Genomic DNA, 19,245 nt, shown 5'->3' on the forward strand with positions numbered 1-19,245 from the left:
AGGCCGAAGCCGCCCGGTCCGACGCGCAGATCCACGAGGCGGAGGCGCGGTCGGTGCTGGCCGAGGCAGAAGGCGAATGGAATACGCTAGATGCCGAAGTTCGGGCGCTCGCCAAGCTGCTGGAACGCGAACGCGGCGGCCGCAATCAGCTGCTCGACCGGGTCCGCGTGGCGCCGGGATACGAGGCCGCCGTTGGCGCGGCGCTGGCCGATGATCTGAAGTCCCCTGAGGCAGATGAGGGCACTGGCTGGACCACGCTACCGCAATACGACACGCCGCAGCCGCTGCCCGCTGGCGTCGTATCGCTGGCCGAATATGTCGATGCGCCGCCGGTGCTGGCGCGTCGTCTGCGGCAGGTCGGCGTGCTGCAAAACGGCGAAGGCCCGCGCCTGCAAGCGCAACTGCTGCCTGGTCAGCGTCTGGTCACGCGCACCGGCGATTTGTGGAGATGGGATGGTTTCGCGCTGGCCGCGGCGGACAGCTCTTCCTCCGCCGCGCGACGGTTGGAGCAGGCCAACAAGCTGAACGATATGTCGGCTGAACTGGAACGCGCAGCTGTTGCCGTTGACCGGTCTCGCACCACACACCGGGCCAATGCGGACCGGCTGGCGGCGCTGACCGAGGCCGACAAGCAGGCCCGTGCTGCCCGCCGCGCCGCTGATCAGCAGATGGCCGATGCCAGCCGTGCCTTTTCCCGGACCGAGGCGGATCGAAATATCTTGGAAGGTCGCCTTGAAACCCTCCGCCAGGCCGCCGCCCGCCACGGCGAGGAAGCCGAGGCCGCGCGCCAGACCCTTGCAGATGCCACTCGCGCCCGGTCCGAGCTTGATGATCTGGACACTGCCCGCGCCCGAGTGGAAGAGGCCCGTGCCGAGGTGGAAACCGCCCGCTCTGCCCTGCTTGCGGCCCGGTCCGCCCATGGAGAGCTGAAACGCGCCGGTGAAGCCCGCGACAGCCGCCTGACCCGGATTTCGGAAGAGGTCTCGACCTGGCAGAAGCGGCTGGACAACGCCGCGACCCGGATCAAAGAGCTGGAGAACCGCAAAGGCTTTGCCGAGGTAGAGCTTGAGGCGGCCCAGAAGGCCCCCGATCAGATCGTCGCGCGCAAGGAACAGCTGGCCGATACGATCGAAACGGCAGAGAAACGCCGCAAGGCAGCGGCTGACGCTCTGGCGCTTGGCGAAACCCGATTGCGAGAGGCGGTTCAGGGAGAGCGCGAGGCGGAACGAACGGCGTCCGATGCCCGCGAATCCCGCGCCCGCGCCGAGGCCCGCCGCGACAGCGCCGCCGAGGTGCTGGCCGCCGCCGCTGACCGCATCGAGGAAGAGATGGAAGTGGGCCCCGCGAAGCTGCTGGACCAGCTTGGTGCTGACCCGGAGCGGATGCCGTCGGTAGACCATATCGAAGCCGATGTGATGCGCTTACGCCGTCAGCGCGATGCGCTTGGCGCGGTGAACCTGCGGGCCGAGGAAGACGCCCGCGAGGTCACCGAAGAGCGCGATACGCTGGCCGCCGAGAAGGTGGATCTGGAGGAAGCCATCCGGAAACTGCGCGGCGGGATTTCCAGCCTGAACCGCGAAGGTCGCGAACGTCTGCTGGCCGCGTTTGAAGAGGTGAACCGCAACTTTGCCATGCTCTTCACCCATCTTTTTGGAGGCGGTGAAGCCAAGCTGGTGCTGGTCGAGAGTGACGACCCATTGGAGGCAGGGCTGGAGATTCTCTGCCAGCCCCCCGGTAAGAAACTGTCTACGCTGTCGCTGCTCTCGGGCGGCGAACAGACCCTGACCGCGCTGGCGCTGATCTTCGCGGTTTTTCTTGCCAACCCCGCGCCCATCTGCGTGCTGGATGAGGTCGATGCGCCGCTCGATGATGCGAATGTCACGCGGTTCTGTGATCTTCTGGATGAGATGACCCGACAGACCGACACCCGCTTCCTCATCATCACCCACCACGCGGTGACGATGAGTCGGATGGATCGGCTATTCGGTGTGACGATGGCCGAACAGGGTGTCAGCCAGCTGGTATCGGTGGACCTGAAAAAAGCCGAGCAGATGGTGGCCTGACCCTAACGGGCGGTCCTCTTTCATCTTGGCAAAAATACCTCCGCCAGAGGCATCCAGCCAGCGCATCCTGTACCATGATCAGCCTTGGCGGACCGCCCGCCGACAATATCCCGTGGCAACGCGGCTCTTCGAGGCCTCCCGCGTAAGCGGGGGGTTGAGAAGGGCCGCTCGCGGGTCGACGCGCGGCGCGCGGCGAAACCCCTGTCAAAGCCTGCGCAACAATTCCGCTGTCGGCCAGGCATCCGCAGGCATCCCAAGACGTTCCTGTTCGGCTTGTACGGCGGCGCGGGTCCGGGCTCCCAGAATGCCGTCGATCCCGCCAACGTCATGACCCAACTGGGTCAGGCGCTGCTGCAGCTGGCGCATCTGGGTCTGGTCGAGACCGGGGTCAGGGTTACCGGCATTGTAAACCGGGGCGCCTTCCAGACGGGTCGCGAAATAGGCCGCTGTGGTTACGTAGACAAAGCTCTGGTTCCATTCGAACAACACAGAATAGTTTGGATAGGCCATGAAGAGCGGTCCGTTGCGCCCCTGCGGTGCCAGGATTGAGGCCTGTAGCCCCGTATTCGTCAGCGCACCGTTGCGACTGCGGATGCCCATCTGCTGCCACTGCGACACGCGCCGCGTGGTTTCCAGACCGGACATGGACCAGTCGAAATTCGACGGTACCTCGATCTCCACCAGCCAGGGCTGGTTTGCCTGCCAGCCAAGGCTGCGCAGCATGTTGGCTCCGGACATCAATGCATCGGGGGCCGAGTTCTGAAGGTCCACATGCCCGTCGCCATCGCCGTCGATGCCCCGATCGCGGATATCTTCGGGAAGCATCTGCACCATGCCAATTTCCCCGGCCCAGGCCCCGGTGGTGTTGCGCGGGTCCAGATCGCCGGATTCGAACAGGTCGAGTGCCGCGAAGACCTGCGGGCGGAACAGTTCCGGCCGGCGGCAGTCGTGGGCCAGCGTGACCAGTGAATTCACGGTGTTGTAGTCGCCCTGGAAGGCGCCGAAATCGGTCTCGAACGCCCAGAAGGCCAGCAGCACACCACGGCTGACACCAAGCTCGCGCTCCATCCGGTCAAAGACGCTGCGATAGCGTTCGCCGTTGATGCGGCCGTGATCCATCCGGTTCTGGCTGATCAGGCGACGAGAGAACTCGACAAATGGGGTGGAAAAAATTCCCTGTCGCCGGTCGGCGTTCAGGGTCGCCTGGTCTTGGCTGACACCGTTGAAGAAGGCGTTGACGCTTTGTGCGGAATGGCCGTTCCGCAGCGCTTCCTGCCGAAGCCCGTCGACGAAGGCCGAAAAGCTGCCCCCGCATTGCTGCGCGTGCGCAGCGGTTGTCAGGGCAAGAGAAAGAAGGGTCGCTGAAATCAGTCGCATGGGAAAATCCTGTGGCTGTTGTTGGCCAGAGAGTATCAGGCGCTCAGAACAGGGCAAGCACGAGTGTTAATGCAGCGAAGACAGCCCAGACCCGCCACAGGACAGCGACAGAGGCATCCACCTCTGCAATACCAATGTCCCGCGCGCCGCTGCCGTTAACCCAAGGGTAGTCGCGGGTTTCGCCGTGGTAGCTGCGTGGGCCGGACAGGGCGATGTCCAGAACGCCCGCCATTGCCGCCTCTGGCCAGCCCGCATTGGGCGAGCGGTGAAGGTGCGCGTCCTGCCGGATCACGTCCACCGCGCGTTCGGACCAGAAGGCCAGCGCGATCAACCCCGCGGTGATCCGTGCGGGCACCCAGTTCAACACATCATCCAATCGCGCGGCCGCCCATCCGAAGTCCTCGTGCTGGGGGGTACGGTAGCCGATCATGGAATCGGCGGTGTTGACCACCTTGTAGATCAGAATGCCGGGCAGCCCGCCGACCAGATACCAAAAGGCGGGCGCGATTACCCCATCCGAGAAATTCTCGGCGGCACTCTCAATCGCGGCGCGTGCCACGGCAGGTTCATCCATGTTGCTGGTGTCGCGGCCCACGATCATCGCGACCGCCCGCCGTCCCTCGCCCACGCCATAGCGCAGCCCGTCGGCCACGGCCTGAACGTGCTGAACGAGGCTTTTCTGTGCCAGCAGGATCGCCGCCCCGATCAGGGACCATAGCCACCCCAAAGGCAGCGCCTCGATCACCGCGCCCAGAAGGCCCGCCCCGGAGACAAGCGCCATCACCACGAGAACGCCATTGTGCCATTGGGGAAAGACATTGAACCGGGCGTCACACCAGCCAATCACCCGACCCATCAGCACGGCAGGATGCGGCACTCGGGACCAAAGCCATCGCGGCTCACCCATCACCGCATCAAGCGCCATGGCCCCAAGCAGCAGCCAGGCGGTCATGACAACGCCTCTTCAAGCCGTGCCCAATGGGCCTCGCGCCCCGGAAGGCCAAGCCGCAGCCAGCGGTCGGAATAGGGGAAGATCCGGCTCCAGACATGTCTCTGCGCCAGCCGGTCCTGCCATGCCATCGCATCGCCCACGTCATAAAGCCGGAACAGCGTGGTACCGCCAACGACAGTGGCCCCGGCGCGAGTCATACTCGTATCCAACCGTTCTGACTCCTGTGCCAGCCGCTGGCGGGTCACTTCCGCCCAGTCCATGTCGCGCAACGCGGCTGCCCCCGTTTCCAGCCCTGGACCGGAAACTGCCCATGGCCCGATCAACTCGGCCAGCCGGACAATCGTTTCGGGCCGCGCGATAGCGAAGCCAAGACGCAGCCCCGCCAGCCCCCAGAACTTGCCGAAACTCTTTAGCACGATCACGCCCGGTTGTTCCGCCAGATGCACGAGGCTAGCCGCCGGCATCACGTCGCCAAAGCTCTCGTCGATCACCGTCAGACGTCGATCACCCGCCAGGTCAGCACCGGTCCAGATACGGCCATCTGGGTTGTTGGGATGCACAACGACAAGCGCATCGCCTTGCCCTTCCTGCCAGCCGTGGGCGCGGAAAGCGGCCCAGTGTTCGTTGTAAGTGGGGGCAGGAATGTGAACCCGGCCAGCAGGCTCAAGCGCGGGGATGCGCGCGATCAGTGCAGAGGCGCCCGGTGCGGCGAGGATGCCAGCCCCGTCGGGCACGTTCCAGAACGCCCGCGCAGCAGCATAAAGCGCGTCGAACGCGCCCCGGTCGGGCAGTGCCGTCCAGGCATCGGCAGTAAATTCCGGTACCGGATAGGGCAGGGGGTTGATGCCGGTTGACAGGTCGATCCAGTCTGCACGCGTGCCACCGTATCGGGCCGCCGCGCCGTCTACCCCGCCGCCATGGTCGCGTTTGCCTTCGATCCCGGTCATGCGCCGTCCCCTGTTCGCCGGGGACGGTTCAACCCGATTTTCAGGCCGCCCGCAATGCCTCTCGTCCATGGGGGGCATCCCAGTCGATCCGCGGCCCGATGGGGATGATCCGGTGCGGATTGATGCTGTCGTGGCTGTAATGGTAGTGCCGGATGAAATGGTCGAACTTCACCACGTCGCGAATGCCGGGCCATTGATACAGTTCTTTCGCCCATCCCCACAGGTTTGGATAGTCGATGATCCGAGCCCGGTTGCATTTGAAATGCAGGTGATAGACGGCGTCGAAACGGGCGATCGTGGGGAAGAGCCGCCAATCGGCCTCGGTCACCTGATCACCGGTCAGATAGCGATTGCGCGCCAGAATATCCTCGATCCAGTCCAGCGCATCGAACAGCGCGTGAACGGCGGTGTCATAGGCGGATTGAGTGGTCGCGAACCCGGCCTTGTAGACGCCGTTATTCACGTCGTCATAGATGCGCGCATTCAAATCGTCGATCTCGGCCCGCAACAGCTCTGGATAGAAATCCTGGCGATCACCGGTGATCCCGTCGAAGGCGGTGTTGAACATGCGGATGATTTCAGAGCTTTCGTTGGACACGATGGTGCCCTGCTTTTTGTCCCACAGAATGGGCACGGTCACCCGCCCGGTCATGTCGGGTTTGGCGCGCAGATAGATGTCTCGGGCAAAGCCGGAATCGAACAGCCGGTCACCGGTCGCGCCGGGAAAGTCGGTGTCAAAGGTCCATCCGTCTGACAGCATGTCGGGGTGCACGACAGATACATCGATATGATCGGTCAACCCCTTCAGGCTGCGATAGATCATCGTGCGGTTGGCCCAGGGGCAGGCATGACTGACATAGAGGTGATAGCGCCCGCTTTCGGCCTTGAAACCACCCTCGCCCGAGGGTCCGGGCGCGCCATCGGCGGTCACCCAGTTGCGAAACTGCGCCTCGCTGCGTTTGAACGCGCCGCCGGTGGATTTGGTATCATACCACTTGTCCAACCATTTCCCGTCAACCAGCATTCCCATACCGTGCGCTCCTTTTGATCTGTACTACGCTAGATAGCTATCGCAGGGGCCATGACCACCTTCAGCCGCGCAGGCCTGATCTGCCCTTGTGCACAGGTGGGCTTTCTTCTTCGTGAAAATACTCCGGCGGGCGCGTTGGGCAGCACCCCTCGCACGGGTCGGCGCGCAATGCGCCGCGACATTCCGTTTGGTCAGGCCGCGTGACGTTGACGGGCGCGGAAGCTCTCGGCCTTGGCGCGATTGCCACAGCGCGACATGGAACACCAGCGCCGCCCGACGCCGCGCCCCTTGTCGATGAACAGATGCGTGCAGCGTCGGCATTCGCGTATCCGGCCAAATTGGTCGGACCGCAGCAGATCGTCCATCGACAATGCCAGCTGCTCATAGACCCGACCGAGCGGGCTTGGCGCAACGGCAAGACCCTCAGCGCCGATATTCAGCTCCGCCTCTTGATAGACAGTTTTCAACGTCTCAGTCAGATAAAGCGCATCCTCGCGCCCTGGGGCCCGTCCCGCCGCGATGGCCGAAAAGGCGGCATAGGCCGTTTCCCGAAGGATCAGGATATTGCGCATCTGCGTGGACGTAATCGGCTCGGATGGGGCGGCAAAGCCTTCTTCCTCCAGCAATCGCACAAGCACGGTCGCATTCTGAAAACTGTTGATCTGCCGCGTCTTGCCGTCATCGGCAACGGTGTTCAGGAAGGTCAGGAACGGATGTCCTGCGCCCGGTTCAGAGCGTGATATCGCTTTGGTCATTGGTACTGCACTGCCTCGGAGTATTCTTTTCTTATTCGCTTTGCGTATCGTGCCGCAGGGCAGGGGCTAAGTAAAGCGCCCGTGAAAATCTAAAATGCGTGTCCGCGGTCCTTTGCCCATGTGCCTGGTGTTGGCCAAATGGACACTGTGGCGGGAATGCGACGTGCTGCGCTGCGGCGGTGCAGTGGCCTTGTCCGAATCTCTCAGCACCCCATTTTGTCCACAGGAACCGTTAGGGATCTGGACCTATGTCTGATTTTTTGCCCAAGGAAGTGATGGACGGTCTTCGCGCCGCCCAAAAGAAGGCCGAGCGTAAGCGCAGCCGCCGGTCCGTGCATGTGGGTGATGAAGTATATCCGATCCTGCAGTTTGCCGAAGAAGGCTTTGCGCTGGACGCGGAACATGCCCCACATCTGCGGGGGCTTGTCGATATCTATGAAGGCCCCCGGCATCTTTATCAGGCTCTGATCGTGGCATCTGAAATGAAGGATGACCTGATGCGGTACGAATTCAAGCGCAACACGGTTGCTTCCGATCATGCACCGCGTGACTTCTATCAGGAACTTGATGCGCCTGTCGCGCTACTGGACTGGTCGAAACCCTAAGTTTGGCCTTTGCATCGTGGGGGCATCCCGCTGTAAGCGGGATTGAAACACGCCGTTTTAGGCGCCCATTTCCGTTAGCCGAGGTCCACGATGATCCAGACTCCCTATTTGTTGTTCCTGGGCGATGCGCCCGATCAGCTCGCAGCCAAAGTGGCCCAAGGCATCCGTGACTGGCGGCCTGACAACGCCATTGGGCAATTTCGGATGGAGGGCTGCGGCGCCAATGTGAAACTGCCTGACATGGACCTTTCTGCCGCGAAAGAGGCCGGGGCCAAAACGCTTGTTGTGGGTGTTGCCAACCGTGGGGGCGTGATCAGCCAGGAATGGAAGAAGGTGCTGGTCATGGCGCTGGAGGAGGGGTTTGACCTTGCCTCTGGTCTGCACAACCTGCTGCGCGACGAAGCCGATCTTGTTGCCGTCGCCGAAGCCACCGGCCGTAAGCTGCACGACGTGCGGGTGCCGGACGTCAAATACCCGATCGCCAATGGTGTGAAACGGTCCGGTAAGCGTTGCCTTGCCGTGGGCACCGACTGTTCGGTCGGCAAGATGTACACCTCGCTGGCCGTCGATGCCGAGATGAAGAAGCGCGGCATGAAGTCGAGCTTCCGCGCCACCGGTCAGACCGGCATCCTGATCACCGGCAACGGTGTGCCGCTCGATGCCGTCATCGCCGACTTCATGGCCGGGTCCATCGAATGGCTGACCCCGGACAACGATGACGATCACTGGGACCACATCGAGGGGCAAGGCAGCCTCTTCCACGTGTCCTATTCCGGTGTGACCATGGCGCTGATCCATGGCGGCCAGCCCGACGCGCTGATCCTGAGCCATGAGCCGACCCGCGCCCATATGCGCGGTCTGCCGGGCTATGACCTGCCCTCGCTGGAGGCTCTGCGCGACACTGCGCTGCCGCTCGCGCGCATCGCCAATCCCGCCTGTCAGGTCGTTGGCATCTCGATCAACACCGCGAATATGGGTGAGGACGAGGCGCTGTCCTATCTGGAAGCAACCGAAAAGCGGATGGGCCTGCCCGCCGTCGACCCGTTCCGCCAGGGCGCAGGCCGTCTGGTGGACGCGCTCGACGCGATCTGATGCTGTCTGTCACTGCCGATACCTTCCGGCTGGCGCAGGTCTTCACCATCGCCCGCGGCAGCCGGACCGAGGCCCATGTCCTGACCGTCCGCGCCTTTGCAGATGGCGTGATCGGGCAGGGGGAATGCGTGCCCTATGCCCGCTACGGTGAGACGCTGGACAGCGTGACCGCTGAGATCAAGGGGTTGCCCGAGGGCATTTCCCGGCAGGATTTGCAGGATGCCCTGCCCGCCGGGGCCGCCCGCAATGCCGTGGACTGCGCCCTGTGGGACCTGGCGGCCAAGCAGACCGGCGCGCCAGTGTGGCAACTGGCGGGGCTGCCTGCGCCGCGCCCGATGATCACCGCCTATACGCTGTCGCTGGATTCGCCTGAGAACATGCGGGCAGAGGCCGCGAAACACGCGCATCGACCGCTGCTCAAGATCAAGCTCGGCACGCCCGACGACATGGCGCGGCTGGAGGCGGTGCGCGAAGGCGCGCCGAAATCCCCCATCATCGTCGACGCGAATGAGGGCTGGACGACGGAGGTTTATGCCGATCTCGCGCCCCATTTGCTGCGCCTCGGCGTGCAGATGGTGGAACAGCCGCTGCCTGCTGGATCCGATGACATGCTGGCGGAGATCGAGCGGCCCTTGCCCGTCTGTGCCGATGAAAGCTGCCACGACCGCGCCAGCCTGCCGGGGTTGAGGGGCAAATACGACATGGTCAACATCAAGCTGGACAAGACCGGCGGCTTGACCGAAGCGCTCGCGCTGCGCGACGCCGCCCGCGCCGAGGGCTATAAGGTCATGGTCGGCTGCATGGTCGGATCATCGCTCGCCATGGCCCCCGCCGTTCTGGTGGCGCAAGGGGCCGAGGTGGTGGACCTGGACGGGCCCTTGCTGCTGGCTGAGGACCGGGAACCGCCGCTGGTCTACGACGCGGCGGGTGTGCATCCGGCAAGTGCGGAGCTGTGGGGGTGAGCGCCGGTCCGGCCTTTGGCCGGTAAAAGGTCCAATGGACCTTTCAGGGCGCGAATGGGCGGAGCCCCGGTGTTGGTGGTGGGCAGGGCTGCCTACCCTACGTGATATTGTTCGCCCACTCGGACTTCTTTCCTCAGCCTCAACCCGTTTGCGAAGTGAATCCGATGCGAGAACGGCCCTGTGCTTCATCAAGTTCAATCGAAAATGCCTCGCGGGCATCTGTGAAAATCGCTTCGCATATCTCTGCCATGACGTCGTCCACAATCTCGCCTACGTGAATCTGATGTTCCTTGCTGCCGATAAAAAGCCGGATTCTCCCTCCGTCAGGGAAAAAACTCAAGACAGTTCGAACCCATGTCGCCCCCCGATCTGACTGGTTTCTAATCTCGGTGCAAACGCCCATCCGAATGGGTTCAAGAAATATCGTCCCACGTCCGTAGCAGTCGAAAGCAGCATCCCGATGAAGCATGCTCGGATCAAAATCGCCATCTGGCGGAACAGCATTTGCTGCGGTTTTTGGTCCGCCAAGATAATCAATATACGCTTCGACGATATTCGGCCCGATGGCTTTTACTTTCTCGTAGAATGCCAAGGTCTCTAAACCGTACTTTTCGGTGAGCACCTGAAGTTCTTCATACTTGGAACCGGTCAAAAGCACCCCCATGCTCAACTAACATATTGATTCACGCGCGTGGAATTTAGCATGCGTGGAATTTGCAATAATACAGTTTTGTTCGACTACGCCCATTGCAACCGAAGTCTATTCACCACCCCGCGCGAATAGCGCCAAAGGCACCGCGCGATAGCCAGACCGGCCCCCCGGGCTGGCGATTGGGTGATGCAGGCGCTCCGGTCAGAGGTCTTCCGGATTTGGCGGGGATAAAGCACTCCGTTCAAAGGTCGGATCGCCATCCCGCGGTCTGGCCATCGCGCTCCCTCACACTCAACACCAATTTCCCCTTTCCCCATATGGCCCTCCCCCGATCTTTGCGCTAAGCAATCCCCGCTCGACAGGAGGACCGACATGCCCAGATACCGTTCCCGCACGACCACCCATGGCCGCAACATGGCTGGCGCCCGTGGCCTTTGGCGCGCCACCGGCATGACCGATGGCGATTGGGACAAGCCCATCATCGCCATCGTCAACAGCTTCACCCAGTTCGTGCCGGGGCATGTGCACCTGAAGGACCTCGGCCAGATGGTCGCGCGCGAGGTCGAGGCGGCGGGCGGTGTTGCCAAGGAATTCAACACCATCGCAGTCGATGACGGCATCGCCATGGGCCATGACGGGATGCTGTATTCGCTGCCCTCGCGGGAGGTCATCGCGGATAGCGTCGAATACATGGTCAACGCCCATTGCGCCGATGCGATGGTCTGTATCTCCAACTGCGACAAGATCACGCCGGGTATGCTGATGGCCGCGATGCGGCTGAACATCCCGGCGATTTTCGTCTCGGGCGGGCCGATGGAAGCGGGCAAGATCGACATCGAAGATCTGGAGATGAGCAAGATCGACCTTGTGGATGCTATGGTCGCCGCCGCGAATGATGCCTTTACCGACGAACAGGTCCAGCATATCGAGGAAAACGCCTGCCCGACCTGCGGGTCGTGCTCCGGCATGTTCACCGCGAACTCGATGAACTGTCTGGCGGAGGCCCTGGGTCTGGCGTTGCCGGGCAACGGGTCGACGCTGGCGACGCATTCCGACCGCAAGGGGCTGTTCCTCGAAGCTGGTCGCAAGATCGTCGAGATCGCAAAGCGGCATTACGAGGGCGAGGAAAAGGGCCTGCTGCCGCGCGAGATCGCGACCTTCGAGGCGTTCGAGAATGCGATGAGCCTCGATATCGCCATGGGCGGGTCCACCAACACCGTGCTGCACCTTCTGGCCATCGCCCATGAGGGCGAGGTGGATTTCACCATGTCCGACATGGACCGGCTCAGCCGCAAGGTGCCCTGCCTGTGCAAGGTCGCGCCAAACACTGCGAACGTCCATATGGAAGACGTGCATCGCGCCGGTGGCATCTTCTCGATCCTTGGGGAACTCAGCCGCGCGGGCCTGCTGCACAACGACTGTCACACCGTGCATTCCAGCACCATGGGCGAGGCGATTGCCAAATGGGATATCGCGGTGGCGAACAACCCCGAGGCCGAAAGCCTGTTCAAGGCCGCGCCCGGTGGCGTGCGTACGACGCAGGCCTTCAGCCAGTCGAACCGCTACAAGGAACTGGACACTGACCGCACCAATGGCGTGATCCGCGACAAGGAAAACGCCTTTAGCCAGGATGGCGGCCTTGCGGTTCTGTTCGGCAATATCGCCGAGGATGGCTGCATCGTGAAAACCGCCGGTGTGGATGCGTCCATTCTGCAATTCACCGGCACCGCGCATGTGTGTGAAAGCCAGGACGAGGCGGTCAGCAACATCCTGACCGGTAAGGTCAAGGAAGGTGACGTTGTGGTGATCCGTTACGAGGGGCCGCGCGGCGGGCCGGGGATGCAGGAGATGCTCTACCCGACCTCTTACCTGAAGTCGAAGGGGCTCGGTAAAGCCTGCGCCCTGCTGACGGATGGCCGCTTCTCTGGTGGCACCTCGGGTCTTTCCATCGGCCATGTCTCTCCCGAAGCGGCAGAGGGTGGCGCGATTGGTCTTGTCCAGAACGGTGACAAGATCGAAATCGACATTCCCAACCGCACAATCAATCTGGCTGTGTCCGACGAAGAGCTGGCCGCCCGCCGTGCGGCGCAGGATGCTGCCGGTTGGAAACCCGCCAAGCCGCGCGCCCGAAAGGTCTCGACCGCGCTTAAAGCTTATGCCGCCCTTACCACCAGCGCCGCCAAGGGCGCTGTTCGCCAAGTCTGAAAAGGAATCACGCCCATGACCCGCACTGTTTATGTGAACGGTGAGTATCTGCCGGAAAACGAGGCGAAGGTGTCTATCTTCGACCGGGGGTTCCTTTTTGCCGATGGCGTTTACGAAGTGACCAGCGTGCTTGGTGGCAAGCTCATCGACTTCGCCGGTCACGCCAAGCGGCTGGAACGGTCACTGAATGAACTGGAAATGGCCAATCCGATCAGCACCGAGGATCTGCTGGAGGTTCACCGTCAGTTGGTTGAACGGAACGGCATCACCGATGGCCTGATCTACCTGCAAATCACTCGCGGTGCGCCCGCGGATCGTGACTTTGCCTTCCCGCCCGAGGACACCGCGCCGACCATCGTTCTGTTCACCCAGAACAAGCCGGGTCTGGCGGATGCGCCGCAGGCCAAGGTGGGTATGAAAGTGATCTCGGTCGAAGACCTCCGGTGGGGCCGCCGTGATATCAAGACGGTTCAGCTGCTCTACCCCTCGCTCGGCAAGATGGCTGCGAAGAAAGCGGGCTGTGATGATGCCTGGATGGTCGAGGATGGGTTCGTGACCGAAGGCACTTCGAACAACGCCTATATCGTGACCAAGGATGGCACCATCGTCACGCGGCAGCTGTCCAACGACATCCTGCACGGCATCACCCGCGCCGCCGTACTGCGGTTCGCTCGTGAAGCACAGATGAAGGTGGAAGAACGTCCCTTCACCATCGAAGAGGCGCAGGACGCGGCAGAGGCTTTCGTGACCTCTGCTTCGGCTTTCGTAATGCCGGTTGTGGAGATCGACGGTCAGCCCGTAGGTACCGGCAAGGTGGGCAACATCGCCCCGCGCATCCGCGAGATCTATCTTGAGGAAATGCGCAAGGCTGCGGTCTGAGCTGGCACTGATGCAAACATAAAAAAGGGGCCGCACGATGCGGCCCCTTTTTCTTTATGCCGCCGGTTTGCGGCGTTGTTTGTTGCGGCGGGCCTGACGTGGCTTGGCCGGGGCCGGGGCCTGGCCTTGGCCGTGGCCCTGGCCACCACCGCCACCACCGGACCGGCGGCGACGCTGACCTTGGCCACCGCCACCACCCCCGCGCTTGGGCTTTTCGACCTTCACCTCTTCGGGCTTGCGGCCGCTGCCAACCGGGATCGAAACCTTCATCACTTTCTCGATTTGGTTCAGCAGACCAACCTCTTCAGCGCAACAAAAGGCAATCGCCTCGCCATCGCGGCCCGCACGCGCGGTGCGGCCGATGCGGTGGACATAGTTGTCGGGCACTTCCGGCAGGTCGTAGTTATAGACGGTGCGCACATCGGGAATGTCGATTCCGCGTGCCGCCACATCCGTGGCGACGAGGATCTTCACCTGGCCGTCCTTGAACGCCTTGATGGCACGGTCGCGCTGGCCCTGGCTCTTGTTGCCATGAATGGACGCGGCGTCGAACCCGTCGGCAACCAGCCCCTTCATCAGCTTTTCGGCGCCATGCTTGGTGCGTGAAAATACAAGGCTCAGCGTATCAGGATGGCGGCGCAGAAGCTCTCGCAGCATGGCGGGCTTTTCGCTTTTGGCAACAAAATGCACGCATTGCGTAACCTTGTCTGCGGCTTTGCCAGGGGGCGAGACCTGCACCCGGCGCGGATTGGTCAGATAGGTGCGTGACAGTTCTTCCATCTGTTTGGGCATGGTGGCCGAAAACAGCATGGTCTGGCGGGGCGTTCCCAGTTCCGGCGCAATCCGACGCAGCGCGTGAATAAAGCCGAGGTCCAGCATCTGATCGGCTTCGTCCAGCACAAGGAACTGCGCAAGGTCCAGCCGCACGGCGCGGCGGTCCATCAGGTCGATCAGTCGACCGGGGGTCGCGACCAGAATGTCAGTGCCGCGCTCAAGGAACCGCATCTGCACATTGATCGACTGTCCGCCAACGACGGTGCCGACGCGCAGATGAGAGCCCTTCACATAAGCGCGCAGGTTTTCCGCGATCTGGTTAGTCAGCTCGCGCGTTGGCGCGAGGATCAGCGCCTTGACGGACTTGGGTTCACGCTTGCCCTGATGGGTTAGCAGGTGTTCCACCAGTGGCAGTCCAAAGGCAGCCGTCTTGCCGGTGCCGGTCTGGGCAAGGCCCATAATGTCGTGACCCGCCAGCGCCAGCGGGATCGCCTGGTTCTGAATCGGGGTGGGGCTGTCGTAGCCCGCGGATTTTACTGCAGCCAGCAGTGTCGGCGAGAGGCCGAGCATATCAAAATCGAACACGTTTTTCCTTTCCGGCGCGGTGTCGCGCACGGGTGAATACAGATCATCGCTCCCGAGAATCGGGAACAGCGAGGGTGCGGTCAGGCGCTCTGCGAAACGGGCGGATCCCATTGAACCGGCCGGACCGTCAGACCCTGCGTGATGGGGACTGGAAGATAGGGTTGCCCTGAGCCATTGGCGCATCTGCGCAGGCTTCACTGCTCACGCGGCAGAAAGGCATGGGTGTCACATGTTCGCAATTGCAGCATAAGTCAAGCCTGTTGCCCCTTTTGATTCCCTCAGGCTTGCGTTATGTGCGCCGCTGTTCCCAGCAAAGAGGACAAGATCATGGGCTACAGAGTTGCCGTTGTCGGCGCCACGGGAAACGTGGGCCGCGAAATGCTGAACATCCTGGCCGAGCGCCAGTTCCCTGTGGACGAACTTGCCGCACTGGCATCGCGTCGTTCGCTTGGGACCGAGTGCAGCTTCGGTGACAAGACTATCAAGACTCAGGATCTGGATACATTCGACTTCACCGGATGGGATATTGCGCTGTTCGCCATCGGCTCGGACGCGACCAAGACCTATGCCCCCAAGGCTGCCAAGGCGGGCTGCATCGTCATCGATAACAGCTCGCTCTACCGTTACGACCCAGAGATTCCGCTGGTTGTTCCGGAAGTGAACCCCGAAGCGGTTGAGATGTATAAGAACAAGAACATCATCGCGAACCCCAACTGCTCGACTGCGCAGATGGTGGTGGCGCTGAAGCCGTTGCATGACCGTGCGCGGATCAAGCGGGTGGTGGTCAGCACCTATCAATCAGTGTCCGGCACCGGCAAAGACGCGATTGACGAGCTGTGGGACCAGACCAAGGGCATGTATGTGCCGGGTCAGGAAGTGGCCCCCAAGGTTTACCCCAAGCAGATCGCCTTCAACGTGATTCCGCATATCGACGTCTTCATGGAGGACGGCTCGACCAAGGAAGAGTGGAAGATGGTGGCCGAAACCAAAAAGATCGTGGACCCCTCGATCAAGGTCACGGCAACCTGCGTGCGGGTGCCGGTTTTTGTGGGCCACTCGGAAGCGATCAACATCGAGTTCGAAGAGTTCATTGACGAGGATGAAGTCCGCGACATCCTGCGCGAGGCGCCTGGTATCCTGGTCGTCGACAAGCGCGAGGCTGGCGGCTACGTGACCCCGGTGGAATGCGTTGGCGACTACGCCACGTTCATCAGCCGCATCCGTCAGGACAGCACCATCGAGAACGGCATCAACCTGTGGTGCGTGTCGGACAACCTGCGCAAGGGCGCGGCGTTGAACGCCGTGCAGATCGCCGAAACGCTCGGCAATCGGGTGCTGAAAAAGGGCTGATCCGAAAGCTCGCTTGACGATTCGATGAAGAAGATGAACCCTTCCTGACATCCGAGCAGGAAGGGTTTTTCAATGAGATTTCATATATTTGCGGTTGGTGTTTTGACGGTAGGCATGGCCCATGCCGAAGACATTCCAGTGCGCGCCGACGTGACCCACGCCACGATCTATGGCGGCGCGGCAGAGGTGACGCGACAGGCATCGGTGACGGTTCCCGCAGGTGCGCATCGGCTGTTGGTGCCGGTACCACAATACATGCAGGACGCGGGCGTCGTCAGCGCCGCGCTGTCCGACGGCACCCCGCTTGGCCCGGTGCGCACGGACCCAACCCCCGGTTTCGAGGATGGCCAGTTCGACACGCCAGCACAGGCCGCCCTGCGCGCCCGGATCGAGGTGCTGGAGGCCGAGATTGAAGAGGCAGAGGATCAGCTTGCACATATCGAAGCCGGGCTTGGCACCATCGCCCTGCAGCGCCGCTATCTGGAAAGCTATGCGTCCAGCGGCTCGGGCGAGGTGACGGCCCCGGATGAGATCGGCGCCGTGCTAAGCGTCTTGGGACAGCAGATGGAGGAGCTGACGACGGAGCTGCTGGAAGGCGAGCACCAGCAGGATGAGCAGCTCGCCACAATCGCTGAATTGCAGGCAGACCTAAGCGATGCCGAGGCGGAGTTGCGCGCGCTTTTTCCCCTGGGTGCGGACAGCATCGCTTTGGCGATCCCGATTGAGGTGACGGAAGCAGCCGATCTGGCGGTCAATCTTACTTACCTAGCCACTGGCCTGGGCTGGCACATGACCTATACCGCAAGATTATCGACCGGGGATGGCGCGCTAACGCTGGCGCGCACCGCGCGGCTGGAAAGCTATTTGCCTGACCGGTGGGAACAGGTTGCCTTGACACTGTCGGGCGAAGAATGGGGACAGGTTCTGGACATGACAGGCGTGCGGCCTTCGCTCGCCCGCATCGAAGAGGAACGGCCTCCAGAAATCTTTCAGGATCGAGTTGCTGGCGGCGCTTTTGTTGAGCCCGTCCTGGAACCTGTGATCATAACCGAGGAAAGCGCAACGTTCGAAAGCTTCGGCTTGTCGTTCAACGCTGAGATTGCCGAGCCACAGACGCTTGGGCAAGGGGGTGAAACACTTGTGCCGTTCGATACGCTCAGCTTCGACGCTGAGATCACCATCGAAGCCAATCCGCGCCGTGACGATACGGCCTTCCTGATCGCACGGGCCGAGAACACGACCGGCCAGCCGCTGATCCCCGGTGACATGGCCGTTTACCGCGACGCAGCGTTTCTGGCGGATGAATACATGGACACCATCCCCCCCGGCGGCGAGGTGGAGCTGCCCTTCGGATCGGTCGATCACCTGCAACTCTTCTGGCGCGACCTGTCGCGGAACGAAGGGGATGAGGGATTCTTCAACCGGTCCAACGTGCAGCGGCAGGTGGTGGAATTTGGCGTGACCAATGTCTCGGACCAGCCGGAAGATGTGCGCATTCTCTATGCCGTGCCCTACACCGAACAAGACGATCTGGAACTGGATCTGACCCTCTCCATCGCGCCAAGCGAGGAAAATCTCGACGGGCGGCGGGGCATTCACGCATGGGATTTGACCGTCGCCCCAGGTGAAACCCGCACGATCCGTATGGAGGCGGAGATGTCCTGGCCCGAGGGCTATGACCTCTACTGGCGTCCGTAAGTGAAGGGGCCGGGCGTCAGAACCGCTCGGCCCGCAGCACTTCGCAATCTGTGACGCTCACCACGCCGATATGGCGTTCGACAACGGCGAAGGCGGCATCTAGCAGCGCGTCCAGCCGTTCCGGCTTGATGATGCAGACAACAGCCAGCATTCCACCTGCGCGGCTGACCTGTCCTGCGCGGCTCCATTCCCCTGACCGGCCAGAGCCACCCTTGACGGGCAGAATGGTGTAGCCCGTCACATCGGCTTTGCGCAGCGCTTCGGTCAGGCGGCGCTCCATCATCGCTTCGATGATGATCTCAACACGTTTTGCCTTGTGGGTCTGCATGGGTCAGCCTCCGGTCACGGTGCGGGCAATGGCCAGGTAGATCGGGATGCCCAAGGTCAGGTTGAAGGGGAAGGTGACGCCAAGCGATAGCGTCAGGTAGATGGACGGGTTCGCCTCTGGCAGGGCCACGCGCATAGCCGCGGGCACCGCGATATAGGAGGCCGAGGCCGACAGCACCATGAACAGCGCCACGCCTCCCGCCGACAAGCCGATCAGCATCCCGGCGGCAAGGCCGAAGACGCTGCCAACCAGCGGCATGACGATCCCAAAGGCCAAAAGGCCGGGTCGCAGAACCCCTGCCGCACTGCGCAAGCCGCGCCCGGCAACCAGCCCCATATCCAGCAGGAACAGGCACAGAACCCCTTGGAACGGCGCCACGATAAAGCTTTCGATCCGGGCCAGACCGTCCGCCCCCGTGATTACCCCGATCAGGAAAGACCCGATCAGCAGGACGATGGAGCCATTGAGCAGGATTTCCCGCAGCAGCTCTCCATCCATCTCTTCGCTATTCGACTTGTCACCGTAGCGCGCGATCAGCCAAAGGGCGGCCAGGATGGCGGGGGCCTCCATCGCGGCGGCAACAGCGACCATGAACCCCTCTCCCGCCAGCCCTGCCGAGTCGAGCACCGAAGTGCCAGCCACGAAGGTGACGATGGAAATCGACCCGTAATGTGCGGCGACAGCAGCGGCGTTGGTGACGTCCAATCCCGACATGACGCGCAGCAATGCAAAAGCTACCAGCGGCAGAACGAACGACAAGATCACGCCCGCAACGAGCGACAGGATCAACGTCGTATCCACCCCGTGCGAGGCCACGCTGGCCCCGCCCTTGAAGCCGATGGCAAAGAGCAGATAGAGCGACATGGCCTTGGCCACAGCCTCTGGCACTGTCAGGTCGGATTTGGCGTATGCCGCCGCAAATCCAAGCACAAAAAACAGGATGATTGGCGACAACAGGTTCTCTGCCGCCAGAGAAAGTATTTGGTCCATT

Annotated in this window: 17 protein-coding genes; 8 read left to right on the forward strand and 9 right to left on the reverse strand. The window is 62.2% G+C overall.

Annotated elements, in window-relative coordinates:
* A partial coding sequence (locus ACROHD_RS12215) for a chromosome segregation SMC family protein (protein WP_432678173.1) occupies positions 1-2,063 on the forward strand: 2,063 nt, incomplete at its 5' end.
* Between the two features lie 204 nt (positions 2,064-2,267).
* On the opposite strand, the gene ACROHD_RS12220 is transcribed toward ACROHD_RS12215, so the two are convergent.
* From ACROHD_RS12220 to ACROHD_RS12240, 5 genes are all read right to left on the reverse strand, one after another.
* Positions 2,268-3,440, reverse strand: coding sequence for a lytic murein transglycosylase (locus ACROHD_RS12220; RefSeq protein ID WP_432678174.1), 1,173 nt, complete (start codon positions 3,438-3,440; stop codon positions 2,268-2,270).
* 43 nt (positions 3,441-3,483) lie between these two features.
* Positions 3,484-4,392: an adenosylcobinamide-phosphate synthase CbiB gene (gene cbiB / locus ACROHD_RS12225; RefSeq protein WP_432678175.1), complete on the reverse strand. Its 909-nt coding sequence runs from the start codon at positions 4,390-4,392 to the stop codon at positions 3,484-3,486.
* Positions 4,389-5,339: a threonine-phosphate decarboxylase CobD gene (cobD, locus tag ACROHD_RS12230; protein ID WP_432678176.1), complete on the reverse strand. Its 951-nt coding sequence runs from the start codon at positions 5,337-5,339 to the stop codon at positions 4,389-4,391. The genes cbiB and cobD overlap by 4 nt, the downstream gene beginning before the upstream one ends.
* Before the next feature lie 40 nt (positions 5,340-5,379).
* On the reverse strand, positions 5,380-6,369 hold the full coding sequence (locus tag ACROHD_RS12235) for a glutathione S-transferase family protein (protein ID WP_432678177.1): 990 nt from the start codon (positions 6,367-6,369) through the stop codon (positions 5,380-5,382).
* 191 nt (positions 6,370-6,560) lie between these two features.
* Positions 6,561-7,124, reverse strand: coding sequence for a CGNR zinc finger domain-containing protein (locus ACROHD_RS12240; RefSeq protein WP_432678178.1), 564 nt, complete (start codon positions 7,122-7,124; stop codon positions 6,561-6,563).
* 248 nt (positions 7,125-7,372) lie between these two features.
* Between ACROHD_RS12240 and ACROHD_RS12245 the strand changes: the two genes are divergently transcribed.
* From ACROHD_RS12245 to dgcA, 3 genes are all read left to right on the forward strand, one after another.
* Positions 7,373-7,729 carry a hypothetical protein gene (locus ACROHD_RS12245; protein WP_432678179.1) on the forward strand — a complete coding sequence of 119 codons (357 nt, stop codon included), beginning with the start codon at positions 7,373-7,375 and terminating at the stop codon, positions 7,727-7,729.
* A gap of 90 nt (positions 7,730-7,819) precedes the next feature.
* Positions 7,820-8,821 carry an N-acetyltransferase DgcN gene (dgcN, locus tag ACROHD_RS12250; protein ID WP_432678180.1) on the forward strand — a complete coding sequence of 334 codons (1,002 nt, stop codon included), beginning with the start codon at positions 7,820-7,822 and terminating at the stop codon, positions 8,819-8,821.
* Positions 8,821-9,783 carry an N-acetyl-D-Glu racemase DgcA gene (gene dgcA / locus ACROHD_RS12255; protein WP_432678181.1) on the forward strand — a complete coding sequence of 321 codons (963 nt, stop codon included), beginning with the start codon at positions 8,821-8,823 and terminating at the stop codon, positions 9,781-9,783. The genes dgcN and dgcA overlap by 1 nt, the downstream gene beginning before the upstream one ends.
* Positions 9,784-9,922: 139 nt before the next feature.
* Here the strand turns inward: dgcA and ACROHD_RS12260 are convergent, their stop codons facing one another.
* Positions 9,923-10,447 (reverse strand): hypothetical protein, encoded by a 525-nt coding sequence (locus ACROHD_RS12260; protein ID WP_432678182.1) that lies wholly within the window; start codon positions 10,445-10,447, stop codon positions 9,923-9,925.
* Positions 10,448-10,807: 360 nt separating this feature from the next.
* Between ACROHD_RS12260 and ilvD the strand changes: the two genes are divergently transcribed.
* Together ilvD and ACROHD_RS12270 are read left to right on the forward strand one after the other, a co-directional pair.
* On the forward strand, positions 10,808-12,640 hold the full coding sequence (ilvD, locus tag ACROHD_RS12265) for a dihydroxy-acid dehydratase (protein WP_432678183.1): 1,833 nt from the start codon (positions 10,808-10,810) through the stop codon (positions 12,638-12,640).
* 15 nt (positions 12,641-12,655) lie between these two features.
* Complete coding sequence (locus ACROHD_RS12270; protein ID WP_432678184.1) at positions 12,656-13,519, forward strand: D-amino-acid transaminase; 864 nt, start codon at positions 12,656-12,658, stop codon at positions 13,517-13,519.
* Positions 13,520-13,573: 54 nt separating this feature from the next.
* On the opposite strand, the gene ACROHD_RS12275 is transcribed toward ACROHD_RS12270, so the two are convergent.
* Complete coding sequence (locus ACROHD_RS12275) at positions 13,574-14,878, reverse strand: DEAD/DEAH box helicase (protein WP_432678249.1); 1,305 nt, start codon at positions 14,876-14,878, stop codon at positions 13,574-13,576.
* Positions 14,879-15,205: 327 nt separating this feature from the next.
* Between ACROHD_RS12275 and ACROHD_RS12280 the strand changes: the two genes are divergently transcribed.
* On the forward strand, positions 15,206-16,228 hold the full coding sequence (locus ACROHD_RS12280; RefSeq protein WP_432678185.1) for an aspartate-semialdehyde dehydrogenase: 1,023 nt from the start codon (positions 15,206-15,208) through the stop codon (positions 16,226-16,228).
* Positions 16,229-16,300: 72 nt separating this feature from the next.
* Positions 16,301-17,926 carry a mucoidy inhibitor MuiA family protein gene (locus tag ACROHD_RS12285; RefSeq protein WP_432678186.1) on the forward strand — a complete coding sequence of 542 codons (1,626 nt, stop codon included), beginning with the start codon at positions 16,301-16,303 and terminating at the stop codon, positions 17,924-17,926.
* Positions 17,927-17,942: 16 nt separating this feature from the next.
* On the opposite strand, the gene ACROHD_RS12290 is transcribed toward ACROHD_RS12285, so the two are convergent.
* Together ACROHD_RS12290 and ACROHD_RS12295 are read right to left on the reverse strand one after the other, a co-directional pair.
* A complete protein-coding gene (locus ACROHD_RS12290) occupies positions 17,943-18,254 on the reverse strand; it encodes a P-II family nitrogen regulator (protein ID WP_432678187.1) in 312 nt (103 codons plus the stop codon).
* Between the two features lie 3 nt (positions 18,255-18,257).
* Entirely contained in the window at positions 18,258-19,244 is a 987-nt protein-coding gene (locus ACROHD_RS12295; RefSeq protein ID WP_432678188.1) for a sodium-dependent bicarbonate transport family permease, read from the reverse strand.
* Position 19,245 lies beyond the last annotated feature (1 nt).

The sequence above is a fragment of the Nioella aestuarii genome (assembly GCF_050896395.1).
Classification (GTDB): Bacteria; Pseudomonadota; Alphaproteobacteria; order Rhodobacterales; family Rhodobacteraceae; genus Nioella; species Nioella aestuarii.